Origin of the sequence: Aeromonas sp. OTU364 (genome assembly GCF_038440395.1) — a bacterium.
Lineage (GTDB): Bacteria > Pseudomonadota > Gammaproteobacteria > Enterobacterales > Aeromonadaceae > Aeromonas.
Map to the genome: position 1 here is coordinate 51,483 of NZ_JASATR010000022.1, position 12,784 is coordinate 64,266.

Annotated in this window: 12 protein-coding genes; 8 read left to right on the forward strand and 4 right to left on the reverse strand. The window is 60.7% G+C overall.

Features of this window, described 5'->3' with window-relative positions; translation table 11 throughout:
* Window positions 1-16: 16 nt before the first annotated feature.
* From murC to mutT, 8 genes are all read left to right on the forward strand, one after another.
* Complete coding sequence (gene murC / locus AAHB08_RS18575) at window positions 17-1,471, forward strand: UDP-N-acetylmuramate--L-alanine ligase (protein WP_041204901.1); 1,455 nt, start codon at window positions 17-19, stop codon at window positions 1,469-1,471.
* Between the two features lie 97 nt (window positions 1,472-1,568).
* Window positions 1,569-2,321: a cell division protein FtsQ/DivIB gene (locus AAHB08_RS18580; protein ID WP_025328455.1), complete on the forward strand. Its 753-nt coding sequence runs from the start codon at window positions 1,569-1,571 to the stop codon at window positions 2,319-2,321.
* Entirely contained in the window at window positions 2,302-3,561 is a 1,260-nt protein-coding gene (gene ftsA, locus AAHB08_RS18585) for a cell division protein FtsA (protein WP_025328454.1), read from the forward strand. The genes AAHB08_RS18580 and ftsA overlap by 20 nt, the downstream gene beginning before the upstream one ends.
* Window positions 3,562-3,600: 39 nt before the next feature.
* Window positions 3,601-4,752, forward strand: coding sequence for a cell division protein FtsZ (gene ftsZ / locus AAHB08_RS18590; RefSeq protein WP_005305686.1), 1,152 nt, complete (start codon window positions 3,601-3,603; stop codon window positions 4,750-4,752).
* A gap of 101 nt (window positions 4,753-4,853) precedes the next feature.
* Window positions 4,854-5,777 carry a UDP-3-O-acyl-N-acetylglucosamine deacetylase gene (gene lpxC / locus AAHB08_RS18595; protein WP_042649033.1) on the forward strand — a complete coding sequence of 308 codons (924 nt, stop codon included), beginning with the start codon at window positions 4,854-4,856 and terminating at the stop codon, window positions 5,775-5,777.
* Between the two features lie 140 nt (window positions 5,778-5,917).
* On the forward strand, window positions 5,918-6,823 hold the full coding sequence (locus AAHB08_RS18600; protein WP_042649032.1) for a M23 family metallopeptidase: 906 nt from the start codon (window positions 5,918-5,920) through the stop codon (window positions 6,821-6,823).
* A gap of 57 nt (window positions 6,824-6,880) precedes the next feature.
* Window positions 6,881-9,601 (forward strand): preprotein translocase subunit SecA, encoded by a 2,721-nt coding sequence (gene secA / locus AAHB08_RS18605; protein WP_342059734.1) that lies wholly within the window; start codon window positions 6,881-6,883, stop codon window positions 9,599-9,601.
* Window positions 9,602-9,756: 155 nt separating this feature from the next.
* Window positions 9,757-10,161, forward strand: a complete 405-nt coding sequence (mutT, locus tag AAHB08_RS18610) for an 8-oxo-dGTP diphosphatase MutT (RefSeq protein ID WP_202047341.1) — start codon at window positions 9,757-9,759, stop codon at window positions 10,159-10,161.
* A gap of 72 nt (window positions 10,162-10,233) precedes the next feature.
* Here mutT and yacG read toward each other — a convergent pair whose 3' ends face one another.
* The 4 genes from yacG to AAHB08_RS18630 are packed head-to-tail and all read right to left on the reverse strand — an operon-like array spanning window position 10,234 to window position 12,706.
* The gene (gene yacG / locus AAHB08_RS18615; RefSeq protein WP_342059735.1) at window positions 10,234-10,428 is read right to left on the reverse strand and encodes a DNA gyrase inhibitor YacG; all 195 of its coding nucleotides are present in this window, start codon (window positions 10,426-10,428) and stop codon (window positions 10,234-10,236) included.
* A 12-nt stretch (window positions 10,429-10,440) separates the two neighbouring features.
* Window positions 10,441-11,163 carry a cell division protein ZapD gene (gene zapD / locus AAHB08_RS18620; RefSeq protein ID WP_342059736.1) on the reverse strand — a complete coding sequence of 241 codons (723 nt, stop codon included), beginning with the start codon at window positions 11,161-11,163 and terminating at the stop codon, window positions 10,441-10,443.
* A gap of 37 nt (window positions 11,164-11,200) precedes the next feature.
* The gene (coaE, locus tag AAHB08_RS18625; RefSeq protein ID WP_342059737.1) at window positions 11,201-11,815 is read right to left on the reverse strand and encodes a dephospho-CoA kinase; all 615 of its coding nucleotides are present in this window, start codon (window positions 11,813-11,815) and stop codon (window positions 11,201-11,203) included.
* A gap of 18 nt (window positions 11,816-11,833) precedes the next feature.
* Entirely contained in the window at window positions 11,834-12,706 is an 873-nt protein-coding gene (locus tag AAHB08_RS18630) for a prepilin peptidase (RefSeq protein ID WP_342059738.1), read from the reverse strand.
* Window positions 12,707-12,784: the final 78 nt, after the last annotated feature.

The window sequence follows — 12,784 nt, forward strand, 5'->3', positions numbered from 1 at the left end:
GCTTGAAGAGAGAGCTATGACCAAGGTTGAACTGGCAAAACTGCGTACCGTGATCCCCGAAATGCGCCGCGTGCGTCGCATCCATTTCATCGGCATAGGTGGCGCCGGTATGGGCGGGATCGCCGAGGTGCTTGCCAACGAGGGTTACCAGATTTCCGGCTCCGATCTGTCCCGCAATGCGGTGACCGAGCGGCTCGCGTCCCTCGGCGCCCATATCTTCGTGGGACACAGTGCCGAGCACGTGAACGAGGCGAGCGTGGTGGTGGTCTCCACCGCCATCAAGCAGGACAACCCCGAGTTGCTGGCCGCCCGCGAGCTGCGCATTCCCGTGGTGCGCCGTGCCGAGATGCTGGCCGAGCTGATGCGCTTCCGCCACGGGGTCGCCGTCGCCGGCACCCACGGCAAGACCACCACCACCAGCCTGGTGGCGAGCATCTATGCCGAAGCCGACCGGGATCCGACCTTCGTCATCGGCGGCCTGCTCAACAGCGCCGGCACCAATGCCCGCCTGGGCAGCAGCCGCTACCTGATCGCCGAGGCAGACGAGAGCGACGCCTCCTTCCTGCATCTGCAACCCATGGTCTCCATCGTGACCAATATCGAAGCGGATCACATGGACACCTATGGCGGCGACTTCTCCAGGCTCAAGGCCACCTTCATCGACTTCCTGCACAACCTGCCGTTCTACGGTCTGGCCGTGGTGTGCGTGGATGACCCCGTGATCCGCGGCATGCTGCCTGAGATCGCCCGTCCGACCCTGACCTACGGCCTCAGTGAGGATGCCGACGTACAGGTGCTGGACTTCGTGCAGACCAGCAACCGCAGCCGCTTCCGGGTCCGTCGCAAGGATGCCGGCGAGCTGACCGTCACCCTGAATCTGCCGGGCATCCACAATGCGCTCAACGCCGCCGCCGCCATCGCGGTGGCGACCGAAGACGGCATTGGCGACGAGGCCATCATTCAGGCGCTCGCCAAGTTTGAAGGGGTGGGTCGCCGCTTCCAGCAATATGGCGAGTTCGAGACCGGCCGTGGCAAGGCCATGCTGGTGGATGACTACGGTCACCACCCGAGCGAGGTCAAGGTCACCATCAATGCCGCCCGCGCCGGCTGGCCAGAGAAGCGGTTGGTGATGGTGTTCCAGCCGCACCGTTACAGCCGGACCCGGGATCTCTACGAAGATTTTGCCGACGTGCTCTCCAAGGTGGATGTGCTGGTGATGCTGGAGGTCTATGCCGCCGGTGAAGAGCCCATTCCCGGTGCCGATGGCCGTGCCCTGTGCCGCTCCATCCGCTCTCGCGGCACCCTGGAGCCCATCTTTGTCGCAACCCCTGACGATGTGCCGGCCGTGCTGGCGGATCTTATCGGCGAGGGGGATCTGGTGCTGACTCAGGGCGCCGGTAACGTCGGGGCACTTGCCCGCCGTCTCGGTGAGATGAAATTGAGCGTGGATAGCATGAAATCCGGTGCCTGAGGGCCCAATGAGTATTTTGACCGCCAAGCCGAGGCCTATATAATGGCGAACCGGTCTGCAAGTGGCCGGCATGGCGCGTTATACGGGGATAGATCGGGTGGAGGCAAGGGCACAAGGGCGCACCAAGGGGGGCTTCATCGCCGGGGTGGCATTTTTCATCCTGGTCATGTGGGGGCTCTACCAGACTGCGCTGGATGTTAAAGACTGGCTGACAGATGCCAGTCGGTTGCCCATGAGCGAGCTGTTGCTGCAGGGGCAACACGAATATTTGAAAGCCGATGAGTTGCGCGCCGCCGTGCTGGATGGCGCCGAGTTGCGCAACTTCTTCGAGCTGGACGTGAACGAATTGCAGGGGCGGTTGAACGCCCTTCCCTGGGTGGCCCAGGTCTCGGTACGCAAGAAGTGGCCGAACAAGATCAAGGTCTACCTCACTGAACAGGCGGTGGCGGCACGCTGGAACGGCAACCGCTTCGTCAACACCAAGGGTGAGGTGTTCAGTGCGCCGGACAGGGTGAAGAAACCCCTGATGCAGTTGTCCGGGCCCGATGATCAGGCCGCCAAGGTGCTGGAAGCCAGCCATCAGTACGAGACGCTGCTGGCGGCCAAGGGATACAAGTTGCTGGGGGTGAATCTGACCCCCCGCCATGCCTGGGAACTGACCCTGGATGGCAACATTCAGCTGTTCGTGGGGCGCTCGGATATCGCGCTTCGCCTGCAGCGGTTTATCGATGCCTTTCCGGTCATCGAACCCCGTGAGCGGGTTGCTTACGTGGATCTTCGATACGACACCGGGATGGCAGTTGGCTGGAAGAAAAGCGAAGAGAAAGTGAATGACCAACACCGCAGATAGAAATTTGATTGTCGGACTGGATATCGGCACGACCAAGGTGGCGGTACTGGTTGGCGAAGTATTGCCCGATGGCGAACTCAATGTCATCGGCATGGGCAGCCACGCTTCTCGCGGGATGGAGAAGGGCGGGGTCAATGACCTCGACTCCGTGGTCAAGTCCCTGCGCCGCGCGGTGGAAGAGGCCGAGATGATGGCTGACTGCCAGATAAGCTCCGTCTATCTGGGGCTGTCCGGCAAGCACATCGATTGCCGCAACGAGACCGGCATGGTGCCCATCTCCGATGAAGAGGTGACCCAGGAGGATGTGGACAACGTCATCCATACCGCCAAGTCGGTGCGACTGTCGGACGAGCTGCGGGTGCTGCACGTGCTGCCCCAGGAGTTTGCCATCGACTATCAGGAAGGGATCAAGAATCCGGTCGGTCTCTCCGGTGTGCGGATGGCGGCCAAGGTGCACCTGATCACCTGCCACAACGACATGGCTCGCAACATCGAGAAATGTGTGGAGAAGGTCGGTCTGCGGGTGGATCAGCTGATCTTTTCGGCCCTGGCTTCCAGCTATGCCGTGCTGACCGAAGACGAGAAGGAGCTGGGTGTCTGCGTGGTGGACATAGGTGGCGGTACCATGGACATGTCGCTGTTTACCGGCGGTGCCCTGCGCCACACCAAGGTGATCCCCTACGCCGGCAGCACAGTGACCAGCGACATCGCCTACGCCTTCGGCACCCCGCCGCTGGACGCCGAAGCGATCAAGGTGCGCTACGGTTGCGCCCTCGGCCGCCTGGTCAGCAAGGAAGACAATATTGAAGTCCCCAGTGTCGGCGGTCGCCCGGCGCGCAGCCTGCAACGGCAGACACTGGCTGAAGTGATTGAACCCCGTTACACGGAATTGCTCTCCATGGTGAATGACGAGCTGGTACGGGTGCAGAGCGAATTGAAGGCACAAGGGGTCAAGCATCAGCTGGCGGCCGGTGTGGTATTGACCGGTGGCGCGGCCCAGATCGAAGGCATTGTGGAGTGCGCAGAGCAGATCTTCCAGAGCCAGGTCCGGGTGGGCGAACCCATGAACATTCGGGGATTGAGCGATTACGTGCAGGCACCTGTGTACTCGACCGCGGTCGGGCTGCTGCAGTACGGCCGTACCAATCAATCCACCGGCAGTAGCAAGGAATATGCCGCCAAGGCAAGCGTAGGTGGGCTGGTCAAACGGGTCAGCAACTGGTTGCGTGGCGAGTTCTAAAGATTTTGCTGAGTCAGGCAAATAAAGCGGAGAGACAACATGTTTGAATTTATGGATAGCCACACTGACGAAGCCGTCATCAAGGTGATAGGTGTGGGTGGCGGCGGCGGCAACGCAGTCGAGCACATGGTTCGTCAAAACATCGAGGGTGTTGAGTTCATTACCGTCAACACCGACGCCCAGGCACTGCGCAACTCCAGTGCCAACACGACTCTGCAGATCGGCGGTGGCATCACCAAGGGTCTGGGGGCCGGAGCCAATCCGGAAGTGGGCCGTGATGCCGCCATGGAAGACAGGGAAGCGCTGCGTGAGCTGCTGACCGGTTCAGACATGGTGTTCATCGCCGCCGGCATGGGCGGTGGTACAGGTACCGGTGCCGCACCTATCGTGGCCGAAGTGGCCCGGGAGATGGGTATCCTGACCGTCGCCGTCGTGACCAAGCCGTTCTCCTTCGAAGGGAAGAAGCGGATGGGCTTCGCCGCCCACGGCATCGAGGAGCTGTCCAAGAACGTCGACTCCCTGATCACCATCCCCAACGACAAGTTGCTGAAGGTGCTGGGTCGTGGCATCTCCCTGCTGGACGCCTTCAAGGCGGCCAACGATGTACTGCTGGGTGCGGTACAGGGCATTGCCGAGCTGATCACCCGTCCGGGCCTGATCAACGTCGACTTCGCGGACGTGCGTACCGTTATGCGCGAAATGGGTACCGCCATGATGGGTACCGGCTCCGCCTCCGGTGATGACCGTGCCGAAGAAGCGGCCGAGAAAGCTATCTCCAGCCCGCTGCTGGAAGACGTGGATCTGGCCGGTGCCCGTGGCATCCTGGTCAACATCACCGCCGGCATGGACATGACCATCGAAGAGTTCGAAACCGTGGGTAACGCGGTCAAGGCCTTCGCCTCCGAGAACGCCACCGTGGTGGTGGGTACCGTAATCGATCCGGAAATGCACGACGAACTGCGTGTGACAGTGGTGGCTACCGGCATCGGTGCCGAGCGCAAGCCCGACATCACGCTGGTAAAAAATAATATGGTACAAGAGCGTCCGGCCCGTCAGCCCCTGATCAGCGAAGCCCTGCAGTCTCGCGTGATGGAAGAGGCCCCGGCCAAGGTGGTGAACGCCGAGCCGCAGGCTCGTCGCGAACCGGATTATCTCGATATTCCTGCGTTCCTGCGCAAGCAAGCTGACTAAGCCTCGTATGGCCCTGGTTTGTTTGTTGCTTAAGGATTGTGCTAAGATGGCCCGGCAACGACCATCTGGTCAGGAATTTGAGCTGTTAAGCGGATACGCCCATGATTAGACAAAGAACCTTGAAAACGAGTGTCCAGGCCACCGGTGTGGGCCTGCATTCGGGCCGGAAAGTCACAATGACGTTCCGTCCGGCGCCTGTTAACACAGGGATCGTTTACTTGCGTACCGATCTGAATCCTGTGGTCGCGCTGCCAGCCAACGCCGATCAGGTGCGTGATACCGTGCTTTGTACCGCTCTGGTAAACGAAGCCGGTGTCCGCGTGTCAACCATCGAACACCTCTCTGCCGCCCTGGCCGGGATGGGGATCGACAACCTCTATGTCGAGGTCGACGCCCCCGAGATCCCGGTGATGGATGGCAGTGCGCACCCGTTCATCTACCTGCTGCAAGAAGTGGGTATACGTGAGCAGAATGCGCCCAAGCAGTTCGTGCGGATCAAGCAGAGCGTGCGGGTTGAAGACGGCGACAAGTGGGCAGAATTCCACCCCTATCGCAACGGCTTCAAGATGGATCTCGAGATCGATTTCCAGCATCCGGTATTTGAAGGCCGCAACCAGCGTTGCGTGCTGGACTTCTCCGGTGCCTCTTTCGTGAAAGAGATCAGCCGTGCCCGTACCTTCGGCTTCATGCGCGACATCGAGTACCTGCGTTCCCAGAACCTGGCCCTGGGCGGAAGCCTGGAAAACGCCGTGGTACTGGATGACTATCGGGTGCTGAACGAAGATGGTCTGCGTTACGAGGACGAGTTCGTCAAGCACAAGATGCTGGATGCCATCGGTGACCTCTATATGTGCAACCGCAGCATCATAGGTGAATTCCGTGCCTACAAGACGGGCCATGCCCTGAACAACAAACTGCTGCGTGCCTTGCTGGCCAAGCAGGAGGCCTGGGAACTGGTGACCTTCGAGGCGGAGGGCGACAAAGCGCCCATCGCTTACTACGATAACGGTCTGGTTCTGGCCTGATAGCTGTGCAACAGGACGTCGGTCATCTCTCCGCACCGACGTCCTGTCATTTGTTTATTCCATCCTTTAATACCGATTATCTCCCGGTTTTATTGCCCGTGCTGGCTCCTGGCCTCACCTGACCGAGAAGACAGATTTCTATGAGCATTACCCTGATCCTCAACGGTAAGCAGCGCCGCAAGTTGCACTTACCCAAACAACGTCTGGCCTGGGTCGGCGGTATCCTCTTCACTGTATTGGCACTGAGTGGTGGTTGGCTCTGGCAGAGCTGGCACCAGAAAATGGAGGCGCTGGAAGTCGCGCTGGCCATGGCCGAACAGCAAAAATCCACGCAAGGGGCCGATGAAGCCCGTGAACAGCTTGCCATGCTGGCCGCCCAGGTGGGCACCATGCAGGGGCAGCTTGGCCGCCTCAATGCGCTCGGTGAGCGTCTGACCGAGAAGGCAGACCTCGATCCCGACGAATTCAATTTCAAGGAGCTGCCCCCCATGGGTGGCCCTTCCTATGACGAAGAGCTGGAAGTGAGCCTGGGCGAGCTGCAAGCCTCCATGAAACACCTCAGCCAGCAGCTCAGCAGCCGTGAAGAACAGCTGTCGGTACTTGAATCTTTCATCATGAATCACCATATCACCGATGCTGGTTTCATCTCGGGTTCACCGGTGAAGCAGGAGCGAGTCTGGATCTCCTCCGGGTTCGGTGGACGGGTAGACCCGTTCAACGGTCGCGCCAAGATGCACAAGGGTGTGGATTTTCGTGGCAAGCCCGGCACACCCATCCTGGCGACAGGCAAGGGGATCATCAGCTGGGCAGGCCGCCACCCGGAATTTGGCAACATGGTGGAGATAGACCATGGCAATGGTCTGGTGACCCGTTATGCCCACAACTCCAAGTTGTTGGTGGATGTGGGCACCCTGGTCGATGAGGGCCAGAAGATTGCCTTGATGGGGCGTACCGGTCGTGCGACCGGGGTCCATCTGCATTACGAAGTGTTGAAAGATGGTCGTCAGGTCAACCCCGCACGCTTTCTGAATGCCAGACGGGGTTAGGTTTTTTCTTCAGGTTCCAGTGACGGAACGCTTATATAACCAAAACAGTTGGTACACATGATTAGCACACTGCTCACCAAGATTATCGGCAGCCGGAACGACAGAACGCTCAAGGCTTTGCGCAAAATTGTTAAACAGATCAATGCGATGGAGCCTCAGTTCGAGGCCTTGTCCGATGGCGAGCTGCAGGCGAAGACCGCCGAGTACCGTCAACGCCTGGAGCAGGGTGAGACCCTGGAGCAGCTGTTGCCGGAAGCGTTCGCCACGGTGCGTGAGGCGTCCCGCCGGGTGTTCGGCATGCGTCACTTCGACGTGCAGCTGATCGGCGGCATGGTGCTGAACTCCAACCGCATCGCCGAGATGAAGACGGGTGAAGGCAAGACCCTCACCGCGACTCTGCCTGCCTATCTGAACGCGCTGACCGGTCGCGGTGTGCACGTGGTGACGGTGAACGACTATCTGGCCAAGCGTGATGCGGAGGCGAACCGCCCGCTGTTCACCTTCCTCGGCATGACGGTCGACTGCAACGTGCCCGGCATGGACGCGTCCCAGAAGCGCGACGCCTACGCCGCCGACATCACTTACGGTACCAACAACGAATTCGGTTTCGACTACCTGCGCGACAACATGGCGTTCTCGCCCGAGCAGCGCGTGCAGCGTCCGCTCAACTATGCGCTGGTGGATGAGGTGGATTCGGTGCTCATCGATGAAGCCCGTACCCCGCTTATCATCTCGGGTCCGGCGGAAGACAGCTCCGCCATGTACACCCAGATCAACAAGCTGATCCCGCTGCTGGTCAAACAGGACAAGGAAGACTCGGAAGAGTATACCGGTGACGGCCACTACACCGTGGACGAGAAAAACCGCCAGGCGCTGCTGACCGAAAACGGCCAGATCTTCGTGGAAGAGCTGCTTAAGAAAGAGGGGCTGCTGGCGGAAGAGGACTCTCTGTTCTCCGCTACCAACATCAGCCTGCTGCACCATGTCAACGCCGGTCTGCGTGCCCATACCCTGTTTGAACGCAACGTCGACTACATAGTCCAGAAGGACGAGATCGTCATCGTCGACGAGCACACCGGCCGTACCATGCCGGGTCGCCGCTGGTCCGACGGCCTGCATCAGGCGGTCGAGGCGAAGGAAGGGGTCAAGATCCAGAACGAGAACCAGACCCTGGCCTCCATCACCTTCCAGAACTACTTCCGTCTGTATGACAAGCTGGCGGGGATGACCGGGACTGCGGATACCGAAGCCTTTGAATTCCAGCAGATCTATGGCCTGGATACCGTCGTTATCCCGACCAACAAGCCGATGGTGCGCAAGGACATGGGCGATCTGGTCTATCTGACCGCCCAGGAAAAGTATGCCGCCATCGTCGAAGACATCCGCGGCTGTGTCGAGCGTGGTCAGCCGGTGCTGGTCGGTACCGTCTCCATCGAGAACTCTGAACTGCTGTCTGGCATCCTGACCAAGGAGAATATCCCGCACAAGGTGCTGAACGCCAAATTCCATGCCATGGAAGCGGAAATCGTCGCCCAGGCCGGTCAGACCGGCGCCGTCACCATAGCCACCAACATGGCCGGTCGTGGTACCGACATAGTGCTGGGGGGCAATTGGCAGGCCGAGATCGCCGCGCTGGAAAACCCGACCAGCGAACAGATTGCCGAGCTGAAAGCGGCCTGGCAGGTGCGTCATGACGCCGTACTGGCCTCCGGTGGCCTGCACATTATCGGTACCGAGCGTCACGAATCCCGCCGTATCGACAACCAGCTGCGCGGCCGTTCCGGTCGTCAGGGTGATCCGGGCTCCTCCCGCTTCTACCTCTCCATGGAAGATACCCTGATGCGGATCTTCGCCTCCGATCGCGTGACCGGCATGATGAAGAAGCTGGGGATGGAAGAGGGCGAGGCTATCGAGCACCCCTGGGTGACCAAGGCCATCGAGAACGCCCAGCGCAAGGTGGAGGGTCGCAACTTCGACATCCGTAAAAACCTGCTCGAATTCGACGACGTGGCGAACGACCAGCGTAAGGTGGTCTACGAGCAGCGCAACGAACTGCTGGACACCAACGACATCTCCGACACCATCCACGTCATCCGTGACGACGTCTATGGCAGCGTGATCGACGAGTACATTCCGCCCCAGTCTCTGGAAGAGATGTGGGACGTGCCTGGTCTGGAAGCGCGCCTGAAGTCCGATTTCGCGCTGGAGCTGCCGCTGCAGCAGTGGCTGGCGGAAGACGACAAGCTGTATGAGGAGAAGCTGCGCGAGCGCATCCTGGAAGAAGCCACCAAGCTCTACGCCCACAAGGAGGAGCTGGTCGGCAAGGACGTATTGCGCAACTTCGAGAAGGCGGTGATGCTGCAGACCCTGGATGGCCTGTGGAAGGAGCATCTGGCGGCCATGGATCACCTGCGCCAGGGCATCCATCTGCGCGGCTACGCCCAGAAGAACCCCAAGCAGGAGTACAAGCGCGAGTCCTTCGATCTGTTCACCCAGATGCTGGAAACCCTCAAGCGGGACGTGGTCAGCATCCTGAGCCGGGTACAGGTCCAGGAGCGCGACGTGGAGGCGATGGAAGAGCAGCAGCGTCAGCAGGCGGAAGCGGCTCCCCGCACCTATACCCATGCCGCCGCCGAGAACCAGCTGGCCGATGAAGAGACCCAGGCCGACGCGGCGCCGGTGACCTTCGTGCGCGACGAGCAGAAGGTCGGTCGCAACGATCCCTGCCCCTGCGGATCCGGCAAGAAGTACAAGCATTGTCACGGTCAGTTGACCTGAGTGACCTAATGCCATGACAAGGCGGGCCCGGTGCCCGCCTTGTTTTTGTCGCATGGCGACGCAAAATCGGATGTCAGGCATCATCGGCAGCTCACCCAACCGGGGGTTGGGGTCATAGAGCGGCCCGATCAGGCAGAGAGTGCAAAGGTAGCAAGATGGAACAGAAAAAGCGGATCTGGGTGGCGGTCGGCGTCATCGAGAATGAACGGGGCGATATCTTCATCGCCAAGCGCTCCTCCGATCGCCATCAGGGGGATCGCTGGGAGTTTCCCGGGGGCAAGGTAGAGTCGGGGGAAGACCTGCTCACCGCGCTCGACAGGGAGCTGTGGGAAGAGATAGGCATCCGGGTGCAGGATTGCGCTCCCTTTATGGAGCTGCACCACGACTACCCGGACAAGCAGGTGCTGCTGGATATCTGGAAGGTGACCCGCTTCCTGGGCGAGCCCTTTGGCAAGGAAGGGCAGGAGTGTCGCTGGGTGCCGCTGGCCGAGCTGCACAACTACCACTTCCCCGATGCCAACGGTCCCATAGTGGCGCGGCTGCAGGCCGCGTTGGCGTGAGCCGATGGCAAGAGACAATGAAAAAGGGCCAATCGGCCCTTTTTCATTTTGCAGAGGCGAAACCGCCAGGGCCTATAGCCACTGGTCGCCCTCTTCCGGATCCGGCAGCAGAACCGGATTGATCTCCCCCGGGATCCGCTTCTCTTCATCGGCCCATTCGCCGAGATCGATCAGCTGGCAGCGCTTGCTGCAGAAGGGACGAAACGGGCTCTGGGGACCCCATTCCACTTCGCTCTGACAAGTCGGGCACTTGACCTTGGTGACCATCTGGATGCCTCCTTAGCAGCAGGCGAGCTGGAAAGGCACATCGCCAATCGGCTGTTCTGCGGTGGGCAGAAAACGCAGGGCGAAGCGGTTCTTGTGGCCGCTCAGGGTCGGGTAGCAGGACTGGGATCCGATCAGACGGATACGGATCAGCTCGGCCCCCTCGGCGGTATCCTGGAAGAAGCCGTTGGTGGCAACCTGATCGCTGAAGTGGCCAGATTCACGCCACAGCCGCAGCAGCAGGGAGATGGAGTTCATCAGCAGATTGATGTCGCTGAGCCATTGCTGCATCTGTTGATGACGAGCCACCGCCGGCGTCACCAGCCAGTGGTGCAGTTGTGGCACGTCGAAGGCACACAGGCCACCGGGAATGGAGAAGCGCTGGCGGATGGAGCCGAGCAGACGATCCTCTTTCAGGCGGGCACCGGGGCGAGGGGAGTTGAGCAGGTTGCGGGAAAGCTGGGTGCTCTCCTGCTGCATCCGCTGGATCTGCTCGAGGTCAACGTCCGGCAGGCTGGCCCAATGGCTCAGCCGCTGGCCGAGACGCTCCAGATCCTTGATCAGGTCGGCGCGCAGATCACCGCGCTCCAGCAACTCCTGCAAATCGAACAACCCCTTGAAGAAGGCGATGTGTGCCCAGGACTGGTCACTCTCCAGATTGTCGCGGATCTGGGAAAACAGGGACTCCAGACGAAGATAGGTCCGGCTTTTTTCGTTGAGGGGAAAATCGTAAATCATGCCTAATCCTGGCCAGCCATAAACCGGCCTAGTGTACTCACACTTGGGGGGCTTGTTGAGAGGCAAATGCCAGATATGTCTCGTGCAGCGCTAAAATTCGCTCCCGTATGGTCTCAGTCGTGCCACTCTGGTTGTCCAGTACGTCATCGGCCATCGCCAGACGCTCGCTGCGGCTCGCCTGGGATGCCAGTATGGCCTGAGCCTGCTCTCGGCTGACCCCGTCCCGGCGACAGGTTCGCTCGATCTGGGTCGGCTCATCCACGTCGATGACCAGTACCCTATCGGCCAGCTCGGTGAGCCGGTTTTCCACCAGCAAGGGCACCACCAGCAGGCAGTAGGGGGAGCAGGCTGCCGCGCACTGGCGCAGCATCTCGCTGCGGATGATCGGATGGAGCAGGGCGTTGAGCCAGGACTTGGCCGCCGGATCGCTGAAGATCCGCTCGCGCAGGGCGCGTCTGTCCAGCAGTCCCTGCCCGGTCAGCATCTCGGGGCCGAAGTGGCTGGCGATGGCGGCCAGGGCCGGGGTGCCGGGTGCCACCACGTCGCGGGCAATCAGGTCGGCATCGACCACCTCTATCCCCAGGGCCGCAAATTGGTTGGCGATGGTCGTCTTGCCGCTGCCTATACCGCCGGTGATGGCTACCACATACATAGATTTGTGATCCCCTTGCTAGAGAACGATGTCCAGATACCAGCGGGTGATGTTATCCCCCCACAGCAGCGCTATCCAGCCCGCGATGGCGAGGTAGGGGCCAAAGGGGATGGGTTTGCCCTGATGATGGTTGCGCAGCAGTATGAGCCCTATGCCGATGATGGCGCCGACCAGGGACGAGAGCAGCAACACTATGGGCAGTGCCTGCCAGCCCAGCCAGGCACCGAGTGCCGCCAGCAGCTTGAAGTCGCCATGGCCCATTCCCTCCTTGCCGGTCAGCAGCTTGAACGCCCAGTAGAGGCTCCAGAGCACCAGATAGCCCGCCATGGCACCGATCACCGCATCGGCCAGCTGCACAAAGCCGCCCGCCAGATTGAACAGCAGACCGCCCCACAGCAGCGGCAGGGTGAGCTGATCCGGCAGCAGCATCTTGTCCAGATCGATGAAGGTGAGAGCCACCAGTACCCAGGTCAGCAAGAGCGCGGCCAGGGTGCCCCATCCCGGAGTCAGGGTCGCTGCGACGGCGACCGACAACAGGGCGGTCAGCAGTTCGACCAGGGGATAGCGAGCCGAGATGGGCGCCTTGCATTGTCGGCAGCGACCCTTGAGCCAGAGCCAGCTCAGCAGAGGGATGTTCTCCAGCGCGCCTATGGGGTGATCGCAGTGCGGGCAGCGTGAGCGTGGCACCATCAGGTTGTAGGGTTCGGCGGGGGAGGCGGCCACTTCGCTGCCGAAGTAGTCACTGTATTCGGCCTGCCACTCCCGCTCCAGCATGATGGGCAGGCGATGGATCACCACGTTCAGAAAGCTGCCAACCATCAGGGAGAAGAGAAAAACCAGGGAGAGATAGAGCCAGGGCAGGGCCTGGGCCAGTTCGATCAGAGGCACCATAAATCAACCGCTTGCGTTGAGAATCAGGATGGCAGAGGACCAGAACGAGCCATGCCCGCTGGCCACTCTGCCGAAGGG

What these genes read in the sequence shown, in the direction of transcription:
- AAHB08_RS18600 (WP_042649032.1), top strand. Translation starts at nt 5,918, where the DNA reads ATGAGCATTACCCTGATCCTCAACGGTAAGCAGCGCCGCAAGTTGCAC.
- zapD (WP_342059736.1), bottom strand. Translation starts at nt 11,163, where the DNA reads ATGATTTACGATTTTCCCCTCAACGAAAAAAGCCGGACCTATCTTCGT.
- lpxC (WP_042649033.1), top strand. Translation starts at nt 4,854, where the DNA reads ATGATTAGACAAAGAACCTTGAAAACGAGTGTCCAGGCCACCGGTGTG.
- ftsZ (WP_005305686.1), top strand. Translation starts at nt 3,601, where the DNA reads ATGTTTGAATTTATGGATAGCCACACTGACGAAGCCGTCATCAAGGTG.
- ftsA (WP_025328454.1), top strand. Translation starts at nt 2,302, where the DNA reads ATGACCAACACCGCAGATAGAAATTTGATTGTCGGACTGGATATCGGC.
- coaE (WP_342059737.1), bottom strand. Translation starts at nt 11,815, where the DNA reads ATGTATGTGGTAGCCATCACCGGCGGTATAGGCAGCGGCAAGACGACC.
- murC (WP_041204901.1), top strand. Translation starts at nt 17, where the DNA reads ATGACCAAGGTTGAACTGGCAAAACTGCGTACCGTGATCCCCGAAATG.
- AAHB08_RS18630 (WP_342059738.1), bottom strand. Translation starts at nt 12,706, where the DNA reads ATGGTGCCTCTGATCGAACTGGCCCAGGCCCTGCCCTGGCTCTATCTC.
- yacG (WP_342059735.1), bottom strand. Translation starts at nt 10,428, where the DNA reads ATGGTCACCAAGGTCAAGTGCCCGACTTGTCAGAGCGAAGTGGAATGG.
- mutT (WP_202047341.1), top strand. Translation starts at nt 9,757, where the DNA reads ATGGAACAGAAAAAGCGGATCTGGGTGGCGGTCGGCGTCATCGAGAAT.
- secA (WP_342059734.1), top strand. Translation starts at nt 6,881, where the DNA reads ATGATTAGCACACTGCTCACCAAGATTATCGGCAGCCGGAACGACAGA.